Genomic DNA, 20,481 nt, shown 5'->3' with positions numbered 1-20,481 from the left:
CGCCCGACCGACAGGACGCCGGCGGAACTCAGAAGTAGCGCGGGAACTCGCTCCAGTCGGGGTCGCGCTTCTGCAGGAAGGCGTCGCGGCCCTCGACGGCTTCGTCGGTCATGTAGGCCAGGCGGGTGGCCTCGCCGGCGAAGATCTGCTGCCCCACCAGACCGTCGTCGATCAGGTTGAACGAGAACTTCAGCATCCGGATGGCCTGCGGCGACTTGCCGTTGATCTCGGCAGCCCATTGCAGCGCAACGGTTTCCAGGTCCTTGTGGTCGACGACCTCGTTGACGGCGCCCATCTTGTGCATGGTCTCGGCGTCGTAGGCGCGGCCCAGGAAGAAGATTTCGCGGGCGAACTTCTGCCCGGCCTGGCGGGCCAGGTACGCCGAGCCGTAGCCGCCGTCGAAGCTGCCGACGTCGGCGTCGGTCTGCTTGAACCGGGCATGTTCGCGGCTGGCCAGGGTCAAGTCGCAGACCACGTGCAGGCTGTGGCCGCCGCCGGCCGCCCAGCCGTTCACCAGGCAGATCACGGGCTTCGGCATGAACCGGATCAGCCGCTGCACCTCGAGGATGTGCAGCCGTCCGGCGCGCGCGGGGTCGACGGTCTCGGCGGTCTCGCCGGACGCGTACTGGTAACCGCTGCGGCCGCGGATGCGCTGGTCGCCACCCGAGCAGAAGGCCCAGCCGCCGTCCTTGGGCGACGGTCCGTTGCCGGTCAGCAGGATGACGCCGACGTCAGGGCTCATCCGGGCGTGGTCGAGGGCGCGGTACAGCTCGTCGACGGTGTGCGGCCGGAAGGCGTTGCGGACCTCGGGCCGGTCGAAGGCGATCCGGACCGTCGGCTGCGGCTCACCGTCGCGCACGTGACGGTGGTAGGTGATGTCGGTGAGTTCACCGAGTTCGGTCACCGGCTGCCAGAGCTGCGGGTCAAACGGATTGTCTGCGTTCACGCCTCGACCTTAGAGCCGACTGTGTTTGGTCCGCGCCACCCAGGGGTACTAGATCGACACAAACAGCGGCCGTTCGCGGCCCGAATACAGGGAGGTCCTTGATGAAGCGGTCAGCAGGCGTGGTGGTGTCGGGTGTCATTGCCGGACTGATGCTGGTCGGATGCTCGCCGGCCGTGCAGGGTGGCGACACCAAGTGCAAGGACTTCGTCGGTGCCGACGAGAAGACGCAGAACGAGGCGGTCAACAAGATGATCAAGGACCGCAAGGGCGCCGATCCGTCGTCGCTGGAGGTGTCGGGGACGCGCGCGTCGGCGCTGGCGTGGTGCCAGACGGTCGGCCAGCAGGACGCCCCGATCAAGAACGCGCCGCACATCTAGACGGCTGCCCGAGCGTGGGGGTTGACGAGAATTTCTCGTCAACCCCCACACTCGTCTCTAGACGGGGTCGAACCGGAACACCGCGCAGCGGCCGGCGAGCGCTTCGAATTCGTCGGGGTTGGGTCCGGTCACCAGGCCGGCGTTCTTCATGAAGCCGACGCCCGTCGGCACCAGGATGGGGAACTGCCGCAACAGCGGTCGGGCCTCTTCGGCGGGTACCTCGAACAGCCGGACCTCTTCACGGTGCCGGCCCTGCGTGACGGTGGCGGTCGCCGCGGCGCGCGCGTTGCGCACCCAGTCGGCATTGGGGAACCCGCCCACCACGTAGCGCGCGCCGTCGACCTCGAACGGGGTGATGGGCGTCGACCGCGGTTCACCGGACTTGCGGCCGGGCACGGTCAGCACCACGGGACCCTTGATCGGGACCACCCGCATGACCGCCATCATCACCTTGTTCATGGGCTTGAGCCACCACGGTGGCTTGAGATTCGCGTCGCTGTCCCGGGTCATGATTCGAGGCTAGACGAGGCGCCGAAACGGCGGTGGCGTGCTATGTTCGCCCAGCTGAAGGAGGGGTTTCGATGTCGAATCAGTGGCCCCCCGGGCAATTCGGGCCTGGGCAGTTCGGACCCGGTCAACCACCGGGTCAACCGTATGGGCCCAACCCCTACGGGGCTCCCGGCGTGCCGCCGAGCGTGCCCTACCCGCAGTATCCCCAGCCGCAGCCGCAGTACCCCCAGCCGATGGGTTACGGCGCGCCGGTGCCCGCCGGGCCGTCGGGACCGTCAGGCGTGACGGCGATCATCGCCGCGGTGCTCAGCATGCTCGGCGCCCTGTCGACGGCGTTCCAGGCGTTCTCCAGCTGGTACGCGGTCGCGACGCTGGGCGCGCTGATCGGCTCCTACGCGAGTGACACCCGGTCCGAGCTGATGGGCCTGACCACCGGCATGGCCATCGTGCAGACGATTGTGGCGATCGTGCTGCTCACCGGTGGCGTGCTGCTGGTCCTGGGTCGTGCGGTGGGCCGCTGGATCGTCATCGGCGGTTGCACGGCCGTGGTGCTCGCGAATGTGGTCGGCCTGTTCGCCTCGCTGACCATCCTCAAGAGCATTGACTCCACCCTCGGCGGCAGCTACGACGGCATGCAGGCGATGGCGGGGCTGTCGGTGATGAGTGCCGCGATACCGATCGTGTTCGCGCTCGCCACCGGCGTGCTGGCCGCCCTGAATTCGACGCAGGCGTGGTGCCGGTGGAAGAGCGGGCAGTCGGCGCCCGTCGCTCCCGTCGGTTACCCGGGCTATCCGCCGCAGTTCTAGCTAGACGTAGCGGTTGCGCCCGGCGAACCAGCCTGCCGTCAGCTGCACCGCGTACACACTGAAGAACAACACGAACGGGACGTGCCAGTTGCCGGACACGTCATGCAGCAGCCCGAACAGGAACGGGCCGGTGCTGGCGAACAGGTAGCCGAAGCCCTGCGCCATACCCGAGAGCTGTGCGGTGTCCTCGGCGTTGCGGGCGCGCAGCGCGATGATGGTCAGCGCCAGTGAGAACGCGCTCAACCCGATGCCGATCATCGTGCTCCACAGCACCGGCGCCGCCATCGGTGCGATCAGCAGGCCGATGGTGCCGGACACACCCAGCACGCCGAGGCCGACGTTCCACAGGCTCTGGTGCGTGCTGCGCGCGGCCAGCGGCGACAGCAGGAGCGCGATCGGGACGCCGATGAGGGACATCACCCCGGACATCACGCCGGCGCTGGTCTTGTCCATGCCGTTGTCGATGAAAATCTGTGGGAGCCAGCCCATCATGACGTAGGCCAGGAACGACTGGCTGCCCATGTAGACCGTCACGGTCCACGCGAGCGGGTTCCGCAAAAGTGAGCGGCGCTTGGTGGTCTGTGCCGCGGTGGCGGCCCAATCGGCGCGATGGCGCCGGGCGGCGGGGACCCACAGGAGCAGGGCCGCCAGCGCGAGGGCCGCCCAGATGGCCAGCGATGGGCGCCAGCCGCCGACGCTGTGTTCGACGGCCGGCGTGACGGCGGCGCCGAAGGCCCCGCCCGCCTGCAAGGCGCTGGTGTAGATGCCGGTCATCAGACCGACGCGCGCGGGGAACGAACTCTTGATGACCACCGGGATCAGCACGTTCGCGAGCGCGACGCCCGACGAGGCGAGCAGCGTGGCACCGAGCATCAGGCCGCCGTCGCCGAACGGCCGCACCGCCAGCCCCACGGCCAGGGCGAGCAATGCGAGCGTGACGGTCCGGCCCAGGCCGAGCCGTTTCGCCAGCCAGGGCGCGGTCGCGCCGGCGGCGGAGAAGCACAGCACGGGCAGGGTGGTCAGGATGCCGGCCCAGACCGACGACACCCCGAGTGCGGCGCGCATCTCGCCGAGCAGGGGAGCGACGCTCGTGACCGACGGCCGCAGGTTCAGCGCGGTGACGACGACGGCGAGCGCCAGCAGGACGCCACTGGCCAGACGGGTGTTCGGGCTCGCCGGGACGTCCGTGATCTCGATGGCGCCGTCGAGCTCGAGTGCCAATTCATCCTCGTAACGGGCGTGTTTGGTTCCGTTCACGGCAGCACTCATCTTGCTATGATGACATACATCCTATGATTGGTTGAAAGGATGATTTGGTGGCGCTGAACACAGCTCGTCGTACCGGCTTGGTCGAGCAGGTCATCGAACAGCTCCGGGGTTCTGTCGCGGACGGGGAATGGCCCGTCGGGCATCGCATCCCCAACGAGACCGATCTGGTCGAGGCGCTCGGCGTCGGCCGCAACACGGTGCGCGAGGCCGTCCGGGCGCTGGCGCACGCCGGACTGTTCGAGGTACGGCAGGGCGACGGCACGTACGTCCGCGCCACCAGTGAGGTGTCAGGCGCGCTGCGCCGGCTCTGCAGCGACGAGCTGCGTGACGTGCTGCAGGTCCGCCGCGGACTGGAAGTGGAAGGCGCCCGGCTGGCCGCCGCCCACCGGACCGACGACGACATCGTCACCCTGCGGCGGCTGCTGGACGGCCGCGACGACGAGCAGCGCGTCGGCCATCACGACCAATTCGTCCATGCCGACACCGAATTTCACTGCGCCGTCATGCGGGCGTCGGGCAATGCGATGTTGATCGACCTGTACCTCGGGCTCATCGAGGTCATCACCGCGAGCGTGTCCGTCATGAACGAGACGCCCGTCGAGACCGAGTTCGAGGACCACCACCGGCTGCTCGATCACATCGTCGCCGGGGATCCCGACGGCGCGGCCGCTGCGGCAGCCGAGCTCTTTGACCGCCTCCTCGCCGGGTTGAGATCCACTCGCGAACCGGGGGTACCTACCACTCGCGAGCAGACGTAAAACTGTCGATTTCGGGCGGAAATTGACAGTTTTGCGTCTGCTCGCGGAACTGACTGCTAGCCGACGGAGCGCTCCGAGCCGGCCCAGAACTGGGCGCGGACGGCCTTCTTGTCGGGCTTGCCGAGTGCTGTCACCGGCACGGCGTCGGCGATGACGACCTGCTTCGGCGACTGCACCGAGCCCTTGCGTTCCTTGACCGCCGCCTGAATCTCGGCCGTCATCTTCGCGATGGCCTCCTCGGAGCGGTCGGCGTCCGGGCGCAGCACCACGACGGCCGTGACGGCCTCGCCCCACTTCTCGTCGGGGGTGCCGACCACACACACCTGCGCGATCGAAGGATGTTCGGCGACAACGTCTTCCACCTCGCGGGGGAACACGTTGAAGCCGCCGGTGACGATCATGTCCTTGGTGCGGTCGACGATGAACCAGAAGCCGTCCTCGTCCTCGCGGGCCAGGTCGCCGGTGTGCATCCAGCCGTCCTTGAACGTGTCGGCGGTGGCCTCGGGCAAGTTCCAGTAGCCGCCCGACAGCAGCGGGCCGGACACGCAGATCTCGCCGACCTCGCCCTGCTTGACGGGCCGGCCGTCGTCGCCGAGCAGCGCGGTGCGCGCGAACAGCGTCGGCCGCCCGCAGGACGTCAGCCGCTTCTCGTCGTGCTCGCCCTTGGCCAGGTAGGTGATGACCATCGGCGCCTCGGACTGGCCGTAGTACTGCGCGAAGATCGGGCCGAACCGGCGGATCGCCTCGGCCAGGCGCACCGGGTTCATGGCCGAGGCGCCGTAGTAGACGGTCTCGAGCGACGACAGATCGCGCGTATGCGAGTCGGGGTGGTCCATCAGGGCGTAGATCATCGACGGCACCAGCATGGTCGCGGTGATCTTCTGCTCCTCGATGACCCGCAGCACCTCGGCGGGGTCGAACTTCTTGAGCACGATCAGCTCGCCGCCCTTGACGATGGTCGGCGTGAAGAACGCGGCGCCGGCGTGCGACAGCGGCGTGCACATCAGGAACCGCGGGTGCTCGGGCCATTCCCATTCGGCCAGCTGAATGGTCGTCATGGTGCTGATGGACTGCGTCGTGCCGATGACGCCCTTGGGCTTGCCGGTGGTGCCACCGGTGTAGGTGAGCCCGCCGACGTGATCGGGCGCCAGGTCGGCGGCCTGCAGCGGCTGCGGCTCGTACTTCGCGGCTTCGGCGGCCAGGTCGATCGCCGAACCGATCAGCGCGTCCGGCACCGGGCCGATCGTCAGGATCTGCTTGAGCGAGGGCACCTTCTCCAGCAGGCCGATGGCCCGCTCCACGAAAGCCTCGGTGGGGTCGATGATCAGCGTCGTGACGCCGGCATCGGTCAGGACGTACGCGTGATCGTCGAGCGAGCCGAGAGGGTGTAGTGCCGTGCGACGGTAACCCTGCGTCTGGCTGGCGCCGATGATCATCAGCACCTCGGGCCGGTTCAGCGACAGCAGGCCGCTGCTGGCGCCGGAGCCGGCACCGAGCGCCTCGAAGGCCTGAATGTACTGGCTGATGCGGTCGGCGAGCTGGCCGCCGGTCAGCGTGGTATCGCCGAGAAACAGGACCGGCTTGTCTTTGTTGCGCTTGAGGGCGCCAACGGTCAAGTGCCCGGAATGCAGGGGATGGCGCAGCAGCTCGTCACTCATGACCTAAGACTAGAACGTGTTCTAGTCCGTAGGTCAAGCCCTGCGGTCTAGCATCCACCTCATGGCCAGCGCTGCGGACCTCGTCATCGTCGGAAACATCCTGACCGTCGACCCCGACAGGCCCACCGCCGAGGCGCTCGCCGTAACCGACGGCCGGATCGTCGCCGTCGGAACGCGTGCCGACGTGCAGCCGTGGATCGGCGCCGACACCCAGGTACGTGAAGTCGACGGCTGCGTGCTGCCCGGTTTCGTCGAGGCGCACGGCCACCCCCTGATGGAGGCCGTGGTCCTGGGCGGCCGCATGGTCGACATCCGGCCCGTCACGATGCCCGATGCCGCGGACGTCGTCGCCGCGATCCACGCCGAGGTCGCCGCCCGCGGCGCCGACGGTGCCTACCTGAACGGCTGGGACCCGCTGCTGCAAAAGGGGCTGCCCGAGCTGACGCAGGCCTGGCTGAACGAAGCGGCGCCCGACACCCCGCTGGTGATCGTGCACAACTCGGGACACAAGGCGTACTTCAACTCGGCCGCAGCGCGGGCCGCCGGCCTGACCCGCGACACCCCGGACCCGCACGGCGCCAAGTACGGCCGCGACGCCGACGGCGAGCTCGACGGCACCGCCATCGAGACGGGCGCGGTGTTCCCGCTGGTGACCGGAGTGCTGACGCCCAGCGACTATCCGGCGCTGCTGCTCGCCGAATGCGCGCGGCTGAACCAGGCCGGTTTGACGACGTGTTCGGAGATGGCGTTCGACCCGATGTTCCGGCCGGTCCTGGACCAGATGCGCGACAAGCTCACGGTGCGGCTGCGCACCTACGAGATGTCCACCGCGGCGCTGCACACCGATGCGTCGCCCGACAACGGCGACGACATGGTCCGGCAGGCCGGCATCAAGATCTGGGTCGACGGGTCCCCGTGGGTCGGCAACATCGACCTCACCTTCCCGTATCTGGACACCGAGGCCACCCGCACCATCGGTGTGGTGCCGGGGTCGTGCGGCCACGCCAACTACACCCGCGAGCAACTCGCCGAGATCGTCCACACCTTCTTCCCGCAGGGCTGGCAGATGGCCTGTCACGTGCACGGCGACCACGGCGTCGACACCATCCTGGACGTCTATGAGGAAGCGCTGCAGCGCTGGCCGCGCGACGACCACCGGCTGCGGCTCGAGCACGTCGGCGCCATCACGCCGGCGCAGCTGCAGCGGGCGCACGATCTCGGCGTCACGTGCAGCGTGTTCGTCGACCAGATCCATTACTGGGGCGACGTCATCGTCGACGGGCTGTTCGGCCCGGAAAAGGGCGACGTGTGGATGCCGGCCGGGTCGGCGGTCGCGACCGGCATGCGGATCTCGCTGCACAACGACCCGCCCGTGACGCCCGAGGAGCCGCTGCGCAACATCAGCGTCGCGGCCACCCGGGTCGCCCCCAGCGGACGCGTGCTGGCGCCGCAGGAACGGCTCACCGTCGACCAGGCGATCCGGGCGCAGACCATCGACGCGGCCTGGCAGCTGTTCTCCGACGATGTCATCGGTTCGCTGGAAGTCGGCAAGTACGCAGATCTGGTGGTGCTGTCCGCCGATCCGCGGACGGTGCCGCCGGAAGACGTCGCCGACCTGGAGGTGCTCGCGACTTACCTGGCAGGACAACAGGTTCACGCCAAAGCCGACTGAGCGCGCGGCAGACGTGGCAGGCTCAGGACATGACTGAACTGTCGGCACCCCGATTCCTCGACGAACGTGTTGCCCATTGGGCCGCGACCAAGCCAGACGAAGAAGCGATCACCTATCTGGGCCGGACCTGGACGTGGTCGCAGTGGAACGACCGGGTCCGCCGGCTGGCCGGTGCGCTGGCGGCCTGGGGCGTCAAACGCGGCGACGTCGTGGCGTTCCTGGACAAGAACCACCCCGCATGCGTCGAGCTGACGCTGGCCGCGGCGTCGCTGGGGGCCGCCAACGCGATCATCAACTTCCGGCTGGCCGCCGACGAGCTGGATTTCGTGCTGAACGACTGTGGCGCAAAGGTTCTCATCGTCGGCGCCGAGCTGCGGCCGGCGGTTGACGCCATCGCCGACAAGCTGACGGCCGTCGAGCACATCGTCAGCGTGACGCCCGAGGGCGGAGACGGCGACGAGTACGAGGCGCTGCTGGCCGGCGCTACGCCGGTGGACCGCGCGCCCGACGTCCAGCCCGACGACGTGGCCATCATCATGTATTCCTCGGGCACGACGGGCCGGCCGAAGGGCGTCGCGCTCACGCAGGCCAACATGATCGCCCACACCATCAACGCCTTCGAGAGCTGGGAGAGCACGCCGGACGACAAGAACCTCGTGGCGATGCCGCTGTTCCACGTCGGCGGCTCGTCGTACATGCAGTACGGGCTGCACAACGGGGTCCCGAGCTACATGACGCGCGACGCCGATGGGGCGTCGCTCGCCGGCGGCATCCTGAACGGGGCGAACCGCACCTTCCTGGTGCCGGCCGTGCTGGCCAAGGTGCTCGAGTCCGGCCCGGATGCGGTGAAGCTGTTCAGCGCGTTGAAGACCTACGCCTACGGGGCGTCCCCGATGCCGCTGCCGCTGCTGCGCCAGGCTCTGGCGGCGTGGCCCGACACCGAGTTCATCCAGGTGTACGGCCTGACGGAGGTCTGCGGCGTCGTCAGCCGGCTGATGCCCGAGGACCACCGCGCCGACAACGAGGAGCGGCTGGTCAGCGCCGGCGTGCTGATTCCCGAGGCCGAGGTGCGGGTGGTCAACCCGGAAACCCTCGAAGACGCACCGGCCGGCGAGCAGGGTGAATTGTGGTTCCGCACACCGACGTTGATGAAGGAATACCTGAACCGGCCCGACGCCACGGCCGAGGCCATCACGCCCGACGGTTGGTTCCGCACCGGGGACATCGGCCGCGTCGACGCCGACGGTTACATCTTCGTCGAGGACCGGCTCAAGGACATGATCATCTCCGGCGGCGAGAACATCTACTCCATCGAGGTGGAGCGGGTGCTCGCCGAACACCCGGCGGTGTCCGAGGTCGCGATCATCGGCGTGCCCGACGAGAAGTGGGGCGAATCGGTGAAAGCCGTTGTGACGCTTGAGGGGGAGGTCTCCGACGCCGACCTCATCGCGTTCGCCCGCGAGCGCCTCGCCGCCTACAAGTGCCCGAAGACCGTCGACTTCGTCGACGACATGCCGCGCAACCCCACGGGCAAGATCCTCAAGAAGGAGCTTCGCAAGCCGTACTGGGAGGGTCGGGACCGCGCCACCGTGTGAGGCACGATAGAGGAGTGCCACCCGCTCTGCCTGCGCTCGACGAACTGCTCGAGCGCCTGTACGTCGTCTCGCTGCCAATGCGGGTCCGGTTCCGCGGCATCGACGTTCGTGAAGTCGCACTGATCGAAGGACCGTGCGGCTGGGGTGAATTCGGCGCGTTCGTCGAGTATCAGCCGCCTGAAGCCGCGCACTGGCTGGCGTCCGGCATCGAGGCGGCGTACCGGCCGTCGCCCGCGCCGGTGCGCGACCGCATCCCCGTCAACGCCACGGTGCCCGCCGTCGAGGCGGCGCGGGTGCCCGAGGTCCTGGCCCGGTTCCCGGGGGCCCGCACCGCCAAGGTCAAGGTGGCCGAGCCGGGCCAGACGCTGGCCGACGACGTGGCCCGCGTCGAGGCCGTCCGGGCCCTGGTGCCGGTGGTTCGGGTCGATGCCAACGGGGGCTGGACCGTCGCGGAAGCGACGGCCGCGGCGCGGGCCCTGACCGCCTCTGGTCCGCTCGAATACCTGGAGCAGCCGTGCGCGACGGTGCCGGAACTGGCCGAACTGCGGCGGCTGGTCGACGTGCCGGTGGCGGCCGACGAGTCCATCCGCAAGGCTTCCGACCCGCTGCGTGTCGTTCGCGAGCGCGCCGCCGACGTCGCGGTGGTCAAGGTCGCGCCGCTGGGCGGGGTGGCCCGGTTGTTGGACGTGGCGCGTCAGATCGACATCCCGATCGTGGTGTCGAGCGCGCTGGACTCCGCGGTCGGGATGACGCGCGGGCTGCTGGCCGCCGGCTGTCTGCCGACGCTGCAGCACGCCTGTGGGCTGGGTACGGGCGGCTTGTTCGTGGAAGACGTTGCGGACGTGGCGCGTTCGGTCGACGGGTTCCTGCCCGTCGGGCCGGTGGCGCCGGACCCGGCGCGGTTGGCCGGCCTGGCGGCGGCCCCCGCGCGTCGGGACTGGTGGATCGAGCGTGTCCGGGAGTGCTATCCGGTGCTGGAGACTTTGTCTGTCAACTGAATTCGACGAGCGTGACCGGCGCGCGGAAGCGGGCCAACGCGGGCAACCGGTAGGACTGCCGGGTGGCCCATGGCACGAGCTTGCCGCGGCCGGCCGGATAGCGCAGTTCGCTCACGTTGCGGACACCGGGGATGGATTGCAAACGCGGGTATCGATCGGCGGTGAACCAGAACGGCATCGGGGGCACGGTGTAGTGCTCGCTGAGCCGGAAGCCGCGGCGCTGCGAATACGCGCTCAGCAACCGCGGCACACTGTCAAAGACCAACTGTCCGTTGGGAAACCGCGCGGCGCATGCGGCGATGAGGTCGAACACGACATCCGCCGTCAGATACTGGAACAGGCCTTCGGCGGTGATCACCACGCCATCGGAATCGTCGACGGCGTCCATCCAGGAGTGGTCCAGCGCGGACTGCGCGCAGTACCCGAGCCGATCAGGCGTCGGGAGTACCTGCTGCCGGAGCTCGATGATCGGCGCCAAATCCACTGATAACCAAGTCATTTCGCCGTTGTCCACGCGCCAGAAGCTGGTCTGCAGCCCCTCCGCCAGCGCCACGACGGTCGCGCGCGGATGGCCGGCCAGATAGTCGCGGGTGACCGCGTCGAACACCAGGGCCCGCAGTGCGGTGGCCTGATGCGTGCGGCCGAAATCCTGGTAGTCGTAATCGAGGCGGTCCCGCAGCGCGATCGCCATCGGGTCGTCGATGATGCCGTCGGGGCGGGCGGCCTCGGTGGCGCGTTGGTGCAACGTGAGGAGCGCGGTTTCGGATACGCCGTCGAGATGGCGGGCGTCGATGACTGGCATGGCGCCACCGTACGTCCACCGATCGGGTGGCTGTCAAAACCGGTCGCGAAAATCACCCGCCGCGCGGTGCCGCGATAACCGGCTGTCGCATAGGCGATTTCGCCCGGGCCACCGGGCCGGGAACTTTCTCGATGCATCCACCGACTAGCTAGACGTACGGGTGCCGTGGGGGTATCCAGGGCGGTCGCGCCACGACGGTGCGCGGCCTGCTGTGCCGTGCGAGGAGACCGCGACGTGACTGTGCCGATCTGGATGGCCATGCCACCTGAGGTGCATTCGGCGTTGCTGACGGCCGGCCCGGGGCCCGGTTCACTGCTCGCTGCCGCCGCGCAATGGCAACAGCTGAGCCTGCAGTACGGCCAGGCGGCCGCCGAGCTGTCGACCGTCCTGGCCGACGTGCAGGGGAGCAGTTGGGAGGGGCTGAGCGCGGTCCAGTATGTCGCCGCGCACGTGCCCTACCTGGCCTGGCTGGAGGAGTCCGCGCTGACGACGGCCGCGACGGCGGCACAGCATGAAACGGTGGCCGCCGCCTACGGCACCGCCGTCGCGACCATGCCGACGCTGGTGGAACTGGCCGCCAATCATGTGACGAACGCCGCACTGTTGGCGACAAACTTCTTCGGTATCAACACGATTCCCATCGCGGTCAACGAGGCCGACTACGCGCGCATGTGGATACAGGCGGCCGACACCATGATCGTCTACCAAGCGGTCGCCGAGGTGGCCACGGCGGCGGTACCGCCCGCGCAGCCGGCGCCGTCGATCGTCGCGCCCGGTGGTGAAGCCCGGCAGTCGCTGTCGAACGCGCCCACCTCGCCGGGCCAACCACTGAGCGACCTCTGGCAGTTCCTCTCGCAACTGGGCACCACCGGCCAGGTCGACCAGCTGCTCGAGAACTTCACGCGCTTCTTCGAGCAATTGGGCTTCAATCCCGCCACGTCCGCGGTGCTGGCCCTGGTGGCGTTGACGCTCTACGACATGCTCTGGTACCCCTACTACGCCTCCTACCTACTGCCGCTGGCATCGTTCTTCGCGCCGGCACTCAGCGCGCTCGCGGCGCTGGCGCTGGTGAAATCGCCAGTGCTGCCGGCCGCGGACGCGGCGCCGGTGCCCGCCGAACCCGCTGTGGTCCAGCCTGCGGGAGCTGCGCCGCGCGCCCAGGGTGTCCCTCTCGTCCCCGGTGTTCAGGTCGGTATGACACCGGCCTCCGGGCTCTCCGCGCCGGCGCCGACCACTCCCGGGGCCGGCGGCGCCGCGCCCGCAGCCAACCTGGTCTACGCCGTACCCGGGCTGTCGCGACATGGAGCGGGACCAGGGCCGGAATCGGGCAGTGAATCGCCCGATATCAGCACCGACAGCATCGATGCCGCAGCCTCCGCTCGTGCCGTCGCCGGCGTCCGTGACCGGGCCAAACGTGTGCGTCGAGCCCGGCGCGGAGCCCGGGGTTATCGCGATGAGCTTCCTGAGATGAAGGCCGATCTGACTGGCGCCGGCGACAATTCGCCGAGCGCACCCGTCGTCACGGCCGGCGCGCGCGGCGCGGAACCGGTCGGGTTCACCGGTGCGGTGACCACGGCGAGCACCGCACCGAACGGCATGGTGGAGCGGCTGCCGGCGGGTGCGAGCCCGTCGGCGCCACTGCTTCCGGCCACCTGGCTGTCCGGCGTGGAGCACGGGCGCAACCAGCAAGAGCACGAATTGTGAAGGGGCGCGGAACTTTTCTCGAGGTCCCGACGACTACATCAATTGAAGACAACAACTGAACGACTTTCTGCGTTGTGGGGCAACGAATTTCGATGCACACCGGCGTGGTGCAGCAAACTTGGGGAGGCGCGTCGATGACGCTCAATGTGCAGGGACGAGGGCTCGGAGCGCAGGTCGTCGGAATCGATCCGAACAATCTGGGCAACATCTCGACCGACGAGCTCCGCGAAATCGTCTACGAGAACAAGCTTGTCGTCCTCAAGGGAGTCAAGCCGTCGCCCGCGCAGTTCATCGAGCTCGGCCGCATCCTCGGTGAGATCGTCACGTACTACGAGCCCGTGTACCACCACAACGAGCACCCGGAGATCTTCGTCTCATCCACTGAGGAAGGGCAGGGCGTGCCGCGCACGGGTGCGTTCTGGCACATCGACTACATGTTCATGCCCGAGCCGTTCGCGTTCTCCATGGTGATGCCGCTGACGGTCCCGGGCGCCGACCGCGGCACGTACTTCATCGACCTCAACAAGGTCTGGGAATCCCTGCAGCCGGCGCAGCAGGAGCCGGTGCGAGGCACCTTCAGCACGCATGATCCGCGGCGCCACATCAAGATTCGGCCCAGCGATGTGTACAAGCCGATCGGCGAGGTGTGGGACGAGATCAACCGCGCCACGCCACCGATCAAGTGGCCCACGGTGATCCGGCACCCACACACCGGCCAGGAGATCCTGTACATCTGCTCCACCGGCACCAGCAAGATCGAAGACGGCGACGGCGAGGTCCTGGACCCCGCGGTCCTGCATGAACTCCTCACTGCCACCGGCCAGCTCGACGCCGACTTCGCATCGCCGTTCATCCATACGCAGCACTACGAGGTCGGCGACATCATCCTGTGGGACAACCGGGCGCTGATTCACCGGGCCAAACACGGCACTGCGACGGGGACCCTGACGACGTATCGGCTGACCATGCTCGACGGCCTGGCGACGCCGGGGTTCGCGGCATGAGCGCCACCGAACTCACCGCACCCGTCACCGAATTGTTTGACACCGAGCAGATTCCGGAAGAACTCCTGGCCCGCGTGCTGGAACCCTACTCCTACAAAGGCTGCCGCTATCTCACGGACGCGACATACCGGGCCAGCGGTGATTCGATGTTCGCGACGGGAAACTTCAGCATTCCCGAGTCGGTGTACATCCGCAGCACCGGGCATTTCAACGCCGTCGAACTGGTGCTGTGCTTCAACCAGCTCGCCTACTCGGCGTTCGCGCCGGCGGTCCGCCACGGCGAGATCGACGGGTTCCGGGGCTGGACGCTCGATGACTATTTCGAGAACCAGTTGGCCAGCATGCTGATCCGGTCCACCGCGTCGCGCTACAAGCGGCAGATCGATGCGCGCAAGTTCTCCGCCCGACTGACCTGCGAAGGCATCGAAGTCGTCGAGCGGAGCTGGCGGTACCTGAAAGTGCCGTGCGCCATCGAGTTCCACGACGACGACGGCGGATCTGCGTCCGGCGAGTTCGAACTCGCGATCCTCAACATCCCGTGAGCACCGTATTGGGGCGGCTGCTGGCGCAGGCGCAGCAGCACCCGCAGGCAATCGCGTTGCGGCGCTGTGACGGAACCAGCGCCGTCACGTACGGCCGGCTCCCCGCGGTGGTGCATCGGCTGGCCGGCGAGTTGCACAAGCACGGGGTCGCTCGCGGTGGCCGGGTATTCGTGATGTCCGACAACGGTCCCGAGACCTATGTCGCGGTGTTGGCATGTGCGCACCTCGGTGCCATCGCGGTGCTGGTGGATCGTGGTGTCCCGACCGCGACGGTCGCGCGCTTCGGCGAGATCACCAGCCCCAGTGCGGTTCTCCTGACCCCGGGCGCGGACCCGACGGCACTGCCGAGTGCTCTCGGCGCGATCCCGGTGATCCTCGTCGACGTCGCGGAGCACAGAGACGACGCGCCCGTCGTCGCGCCGGCGGAACTGGGCGCCGACGATCCGCTGGCGATGATCTTCACCAGCGGCACCACCGGTGAGCCGAAAGCCGTACTGCTGGCCAATCGCACGTTCTTCGCCGTGGCCGACATCCTGGCGCGCGAGAACCTCACCTGGATCAGCTGGGTGGTGGGAGAAGCCACGTACTCGCCGCTGCCGGCCAGCCACATCGGCGGCCTGTGGTGGATCCTGAACTGCCTGATGCATGGCAGTGAATGTGTGACCGGCGGTGAGAATTCCACGTCGCTGGCGGAGGTTCTCACCGCGAACCAGATCGCCTCGACCTGTCTGGTGCCCACGCTGCTGACGCGACTGGTGTCGGAGGTCAAGGCGGGTGTCGCGCTGCCGCCGCTGCGGATGATCGGCTACGGAGGCTCGCGTGCCATCGCGGCCGACGTGCACTTCGTCGAAGCGGCCGGCGTTCATGCGGCTCAGGTCTTCGGCCTGAGCGAAACAGGTTGTACCGCATTGTGTCTGCCGACGTCAGACGGATCGATCACCCGGATCGAGGCCGGCGCCGTAGGGCGGCCCTACCCCGGGGTCGAGGTCCGGCTGACCGGTGGAGACAGCGCTGACTCGGGCACGTTGTGGATCAAGTCACCGGCAAACATGTTGGGGTACTGGAACAATCCCGAGCGCACCGCTGAAGTCCTGGTCGACGGCTGGGTGAACACCGGCGACATCTTCGAGCGCGGTGCCGACGGGTACTTCTACATCAAGGGCCGGTCCGCGGAGATGATCATCTCCGGCGGCGTCAATGTCGCACCCGACGAGGTGGACCGCATCGCCGAGAGCGTCCCCGGTGTCGGCGCGGCGGCCTGCTTCGAAATCCCCGATGCCGAGTTCGGCGCGCTGATCGGCCTGGCGGTGATCCCGTCCGGGGAACTCGACGAAGGCCAGGCCCGCAAGCTCAAGCAGGCCATCGCGGCGCGCTATCGGGCGGAATCGGAGTCGATGGCCAGGCCGTCGACCATCACGCTGGTGACCGAGATACCGAGGACGCAGTCCGGCAAGGTCATTCGCGCCGCACTGGCAGCGGCGGTTCATGGCTGACGGGCTCCGCGAACGCGTCCTGGCCGCCGTCGCCGACGTGCTCTACATCGATGAATCCGATCTGTTCGACGGCGACGCCACCGATCTGCGCGAACTCGGGTTGGACTCGGTGCGGTTCGTCCTGCTGATGAAACGCCTCGGCGTGGACCGGGAATCGGACCTGCTGAAGCGCCTGGCACAGGATTTGACGATCGCCGGCTGGGCCCGGGAGCTGGAGGGCGTCCGTGGCGGCGTCTGACGACGGCCGGATTCCGCTGAGCATCTCGCAGCAGAACATCTATCACGGGGTGCTGCAGGACCCGGATCCCGCGCTGTACCTGATCGGCAAGAGTTACCGGTTCCGGCCGCTGGCACCGGCGGCATTCCTGTCGGCGCTGCAAGCAACGCTGCTCGACAACCCCATTCAGCTGTGCGTGCTGGAGCCGCCGGCGACCGGCGACGGCTATCCCGAGCTCGTCGCCCGGCTGCGGTTCGAGGACATCGTCTGCGTGCAGCCCGGGTCAACCCGGACTCTGCCGGAGCTGTGGACCGGCGGCATACTCGGTACCCCACTGGTGCGCTATGTCGTGCACACCGATGCCGACGGCCAGGTGGTCGGGATGGACGCGCAGAGCCACCACATCCTGCTCGACGGTGCGGCGACGGCGATCATCGAAGCCGACCTCGCCCGGCATCTGGCCGGGTCCGAGCAGAAGACCGGCGCCGCAGCGGGTTTGGCGCTGGTCGCGGCGGCGCACCGCAGTGAGAGCGGGAAAGTGGCGGAATCGACCGAACGCCATGTCGCCGCGGTGCGTCGTGAGCTGACCGACGAAGCCCGGCGCGGCAGTTCCGCGCCGGGCTCGGACGATGCGGCGCCCGGCACCGCCGGCCGCGGCGTGCTGCGGGAATCCTCTCGGGTCGCTGACCGGGCCTATGACGAGATCGTCGCGCTCGCGGAGACCCGGCAGGTTCCGCTGAACATCCTGGTCGCGGCCGCCGCGACGGCGGTGCACGCGAGTCTGCGCCAGAGCACCGAGGCTCACCTCGTGCACCCGGTGGACAACCGCTTCGGCGCGCCGGAGTTGGATGTCGCCACCTGCCTGGTGAATTCGGTCGCGCACCCGGTTCGATTCGCGCCGTTCGCCGCGGTCCGGGACGTGGTGACCGTGATCGACCGGGGTTATGTGAAAGCGTTGCGGCGCCGGTGGTTTCGCGAAGAGCGGTACCGCCGCATGCATCTGGCGATCACCCGCGGCGCGCCCGTCGACGCGCTGACGATCAACTACCTGCGTGGCCGGTCCGCCGCCGAATTGAGTCCGTACCTGTCCGAACCCCCGGTGGTCACCGATATCGGTCCGGTGGAAGGGATGACGGTGGCCTGCGTCCACGATGAAGCGCGGCGCACCATCGACGTCGCCATCTGGACCCGGCACGACCAACCCGAAGGCGCCGGCCGAACCGGCGTCGCCGACCGCATCGTCGCGGCACTGCGAGCGATGGACGCGCACTGGGACCTGCCGATCGCGTTGACCGTCGGCGAGTGGTCCGGGCTCGCCGCCGACGGCCGGCTCGAAGCCGGCGCCGGGATACCGGCGCAACCGCCGGCCGGTGCGGGCGCGTGGTTCCTGGACGTGGATCTCGGCCAGTGCCGCGGACCCGGCGTCGACCAGTGGATCGCCGAGATCATCGGCCGCGGTGTCGATCCCGGCGACGTAGTGGTCTTCGCCGACGACGATTCGCAGCGCGCGGTCGAGCTGCTGATCGCATGCCACCTGGCAGGCTGCGGTTACAGCGTCTGCGCGGCACCCGGTGACGTGGCTGCACGAGTCGAGGCCATCACCGAGCAGTGCGCCACCGCCGCACACGCGGTCGAGCTCAACCGCCCTGGTACCGAGTTGAACGGCGCGACAAGACAACTCGTCGAAGAACGTATCGGTCAGGCCGGCCGGGACCACCTGCTGTGCTCCCGGCTCGCGTACGTGATGCCGACGTCCGGCTCGACGGGGAAACCCAAACTTGTTCCGGTGACACACGGTTCGTTGGCGATCTTCTGTGCCGCGGCGCGGGACGCCTACGGCTGGGGGCCGGCGGACACCGTCCTGCAGTGCGCCCCGCTGACGTCGGACATCAGCGTCGAGGAGATTTTCGGCGCCCTGTCGGGTGGCGCGCGCGTGGTGCGGTCCGCCGCGATGCGCGCCGGTGACGTGCCCGCGTTGACCCGCGATGTCGCGGCGCACATCGCAACCGTGCTCGACCTGCCCACCGCGGTCTGGCACCTGCTGTGCGAGGACGACGCGGCGTTGGCGGCGCTGGGCGGCTCGGCGCTGCGCCAGGTGATCATCGGCGGCGAGGCCGTCCGTCCTGCCGCTGTCGACAAATGGCTGGATTCGGCTGCGGGCCAGGGAATCTCACTGGTCTCGACGTACGGCCCGACCGAGACGACGGTGGTCGTCACGCACTTGCCGATCGGTGCCGATGGACCCGCGTGTGCCACGGCCCGGCTGGGGCATCCGCTGGTACCCGGCTCGGTGTTCGTCGCGTTCGGCGAGGTCGTCGTCGCAGGGGAGCTGGTGTCGGCCGGTTATCTCGGGCTGGACAGCCCGAGCTTCGGCACCGTGCAGGCGCCGGACGGCTCCCGGCAGCGGGCGTTCGCCACCGGCGACCGCGTGACGCCAGACGGCGGCCATCCCGTGCTGGCCGGGCGTCGTGACGCCGTGATCAAGATCGCCGGTAAGCGATTCGACACCGCCGAGCTGCTGCGCCGGCTGGCGGCGGCGCCCGAGATCTCCGATGTCGCAGTGGAACCGGCCGGAAACGGCCTGGGCATCTGGTTCCAATCCGCACTGACCCGCACCGGAAACGACGATCCGGCCGCCCGCGCCCGGGTTCGCAGCCTGGCGAGAGCCCAAGGAGCACCGGCATTTTCCGTATTCGGTGTCCCGGGCATCCCACGACAGCCCAACGGAAAAGTCGACCGCGCGAAACTGGCTGTGGACGTTCCGGCTCCGTGCGACGGCGCTGATCACGATCCGCGGGCCGCCGCGCTTGCCGCGCTCTGGAGCCGGATGCTGGAACGCCCCATCGGGCCCAGCGCGTCGCTGTTGGACGAGGGCATCGGTTCACTCGACCTGATTCGGATCCTGCCGGAGACGCGACGATTCCTCGACTGGCAGCTGTCCATTCTCGATCTGATCGGTGCGGACTCCGCGGCCGATGTCGTCGACCGCCGGCCTGACGTAGACACCTGGATGGACGACGAGACCGCGGCCCAGATCGCCGACGATCTGGCGGCGGTGGGGCAGTCGGCGGCGCCGGCCGCCCGCGCGCGCCCACGCGGGGGCAGCGCACAGACCGTCGTGATCCTGGGTGCCTCGGGCATTCTCGGCACCGGCTTCGCGCAGGCGATTCTCGACCGCACACATGCCGGACTCGACTGCCCACGCGTCGTGTTCGCTGCGAGATCACCACTGCCCGAACGCGATCCGTGGTCCGGTCTGCAATCGGTCGACGGCGTCGACGTCGTGCGGATACCTGCCGACCCATCCGCCGCAGAGCTGGGTGCCCTCCTCGAGGGCGTCGGCGCCCGCACCGTCGTGAACTGCATCGGCAACACGAATGTATTGGTGCCCTACCGCCGGCTGCGGGCGGCCAACGTGTCGGCGGTGGCGTCGATCGCCGATGCGTGTGCGCGGCGCGGCGCCGGTTTGGTGCAGCTGTCGACCTTCGTGGTGAACGCCGACGTGACAGCGCCCCGCGTCACCGATCCCCGCCACGCGCCATACCCCTATGCCGCCTCGAAGTCGTTGGCGGAGATCGTGGTGTCCCGCGCCGCGGGCGACCTGGACTTCTCGGTGGTGCGGCTGCCCCGGGTGCTGGGCGACGCCCGCCGGCTCGCGCAGTCGTCGGACATCCTGGTCGCGATGGTCGATGCGTGCACCGCGCTGGGCGTATGTCCCGTGGTGCCGGTGACCGAAGAGGTCACCACCGGCGTGGCCGCCGCCCACAGCATTCTCGGTCTGCTTCCGCAGCTGTCACCGGCGGTCGAGCTGGGCCGCGGCATGGCGGTACTACGCGGCGAGAAAGTCTCCTACACAGCGTTTCTCGGCAGCCTCGGATTCGAGGCCATCGCCCTCGCGGAGTGGAAGGACCGGCTGGACCGCAGCGTGTGGGCTACCCGAAATCCGCAGCGGTGGGCGGTACTCGATGCGTGGGTCGGGTTGGGTGCCAGATTGCGGGGCCGCACGTATGCCGACTATCTGGCCGAATATCCCAGTGTCGAGGTCGATTTCGCGGCTGTCGCGGAATGCACCAGTGCGCCTGAGCCACTTCGCAGTGTCTTCGGCGCTGAGCAGATTGTGAGGAAATGAC

Annotated in this window: 17 protein-coding genes; 12 read left to right on the top strand and 5 right to left on the bottom strand. The window is 68.6% G+C overall.

Translation table 11 applies throughout. The annotated features are described in order from the left end of the window. Positions 1-28: 28 nt before the first annotated feature. Complete coding sequence (locus EB75_RS10500; protein WP_064858448.1) at positions 29-946, bottom strand: 1,4-dihydroxy-2-naphthoyl-CoA synthase; 918 nt, start codon at positions 944-946, stop codon at positions 29-31. A 101-nt stretch (positions 947-1,047) separates the two neighbouring features. On the opposite strand from EB75_RS10500, the gene EB75_RS10495 reads away from it, so the two are divergent. Beyond that, positions 1,048-1,323, top strand: coding sequence for a hypothetical protein (locus EB75_RS10495; protein ID WP_061004016.1), 276 nt, complete (start codon positions 1,048-1,050; stop codon positions 1,321-1,323). Between the two features lie 57 nt (positions 1,324-1,380). Here EB75_RS10495 and EB75_RS10490 read toward each other — a convergent pair whose 3' ends face one another. Then, the gene (locus EB75_RS10490) at positions 1,381-1,833 is read right to left on the bottom strand and encodes a nitroreductase family deazaflavin-dependent oxidoreductase (RefSeq protein ID WP_064858449.1); all 453 of its coding nucleotides are present in this window, start codon (positions 1,831-1,833) and stop codon (positions 1,381-1,383) included. A 173-nt stretch (positions 1,834-2,006) separates the two neighbouring features. Here EB75_RS10490 and EB75_RS10485 point away from each other — a divergent pair, with 173 nt between their 5' ends. Beyond that, a complete protein-coding gene (locus EB75_RS10485; RefSeq protein ID WP_064858450.1) occupies positions 2,007-2,639 on the top strand; it encodes a hypothetical protein in 633 nt (210 codons plus the stop codon). On the opposite strand, the gene EB75_RS10480 is transcribed toward EB75_RS10485, so the two are convergent. After that, the gene (locus EB75_RS10480) at positions 2,640-3,908 is read right to left on the bottom strand and encodes a CynX/NimT family MFS transporter (RefSeq protein ID WP_064858451.1); all 1,269 of its coding nucleotides are present in this window, start codon (positions 3,906-3,908) and stop codon (positions 2,640-2,642) included. 47 nt (positions 3,909-3,955) lie between these two features. Between EB75_RS10480 and EB75_RS10475 the strand changes: the two genes are divergently transcribed. Beyond that, positions 3,956-4,666 carry a FadR/GntR family transcriptional regulator gene (locus EB75_RS10475; RefSeq protein ID WP_073695351.1) on the top strand — a complete coding sequence of 237 codons (711 nt, stop codon included), beginning with the start codon at positions 3,956-3,958 and terminating at the stop codon, positions 4,664-4,666. Between the two features lie 56 nt (positions 4,667-4,722). Here EB75_RS10475 and fadD8 read toward each other — a convergent pair whose 3' ends face one another. Then, positions 4,723-6,324, bottom strand: a complete 1,602-nt coding sequence (gene fadD8 / locus EB75_RS10470; RefSeq protein WP_064858453.1) for a fatty-acid--CoA ligase FadD8 — start codon at positions 6,322-6,324, stop codon at positions 4,723-4,725. 61 nt (positions 6,325-6,385) lie between these two features. On the opposite strand from fadD8, the gene EB75_RS10465 reads away from it, so the two are divergent. From EB75_RS10465 to EB75_RS10455, 3 genes are read left to right on the top strand one after another with little or no spacing between them, the layout of a single operon-like run. Further along, entirely contained in the window at positions 6,386-7,996 is a 1,611-nt protein-coding gene (locus EB75_RS10465; protein ID WP_073695350.1) for an amidohydrolase, read from the top strand. A 29-nt stretch (positions 7,997-8,025) separates the two neighbouring features. Next, positions 8,026-9,591, top strand: a complete 1,566-nt coding sequence (locus EB75_RS10460; protein WP_073695349.1) for a long-chain-fatty-acid--CoA ligase — start codon at positions 8,026-8,028, stop codon at positions 9,589-9,591. Positions 9,592-9,605: 14 nt separating this feature from the next. Beyond that, a complete protein-coding gene (locus EB75_RS10455; RefSeq protein ID WP_083612148.1) occupies positions 9,606-10,589 on the top strand; it encodes an o-succinylbenzoate synthase in 984 nt (327 codons plus the stop codon). On the opposite strand, the gene EB75_RS10450 is transcribed toward EB75_RS10455, so the two are convergent. Then, positions 10,582-11,391 (bottom strand): class I SAM-dependent methyltransferase, encoded by an 810-nt coding sequence (locus tag EB75_RS10450; protein ID WP_073695348.1) that lies wholly within the window; start codon positions 11,389-11,391, stop codon positions 10,582-10,584. The two genes, EB75_RS10455 and EB75_RS10450, sit on opposite strands and share 8 nt — an antisense overlap. Before the next feature lie 252 nt (positions 11,392-11,643). Between EB75_RS10450 and EB75_RS10445 the strand changes: the two genes are divergently transcribed. From EB75_RS10445 to EB75_RS10420, 6 genes are all read left to right on the top strand, one after another. Continuing rightward, positions 11,644-13,095: a PPE domain-containing protein gene (locus tag EB75_RS10445; protein WP_073695347.1), complete on the top strand. Its 1,452-nt coding sequence runs from the start codon at positions 11,644-11,646 to the stop codon at positions 13,093-13,095. Between the two features lie 134 nt (positions 13,096-13,229). Continuing rightward, positions 13,230-14,099, top strand: a complete 870-nt coding sequence (gene scoE / locus EB75_RS10440) for a (3R)-3-[(carboxymethyl)amino]fatty acid oxygenase/decarboxylase (RefSeq protein ID WP_073695410.1) — start codon at positions 13,230-13,232, stop codon at positions 14,097-14,099. Next, entirely contained in the window at positions 14,096-14,641 is a 546-nt protein-coding gene (locus EB75_RS10435; protein WP_073695346.1) for an FcoT family thioesterase, read from the top strand. The genes scoE and EB75_RS10435 overlap by 4 nt, the downstream gene beginning before the upstream one ends. Next, a complete protein-coding gene (gene fadD10 / locus EB75_RS10430; protein ID WP_073695345.1) occupies positions 14,638-16,134 on the top strand; it encodes a fatty acid--CoA ligase FadD10 in 1,497 nt (498 codons plus the stop codon). Before EB75_RS10435 ends, fadD10 begins: the two co-directional genes overlap by 4 nt. After that, positions 16,127-16,372, top strand: a complete 246-nt coding sequence (locus tag EB75_RS10425) for an acyl carrier protein (RefSeq protein ID WP_073695344.1) — start codon at positions 16,127-16,129, stop codon at positions 16,370-16,372. Before fadD10 ends, EB75_RS10425 begins: the two co-directional genes overlap by 8 nt. Beyond that, on the top strand, positions 16,359-20,480 hold the full coding sequence (locus tag EB75_RS10420) for an AMP-binding protein (protein WP_073695343.1): 4,122 nt from the start codon (positions 16,359-16,361) through the stop codon (positions 20,478-20,480). The genes EB75_RS10425 and EB75_RS10420 overlap by 14 nt, the downstream gene beginning before the upstream one ends. Position 20,481: the final 1 nt, after the last annotated feature.

It is taken from the genome of Mycobacterium sp. ST-F2 (assembly GCF_001905655.1).
Taxonomy (GTDB): Bacteria; Actinomycetota; Actinomycetes; order Mycobacteriales; family Mycobacteriaceae; genus Mycobacterium.
Note: the sequence above shows the minus strand (reverse complement) of the source record. Positions and strands in the feature narration are given on the sequence as shown.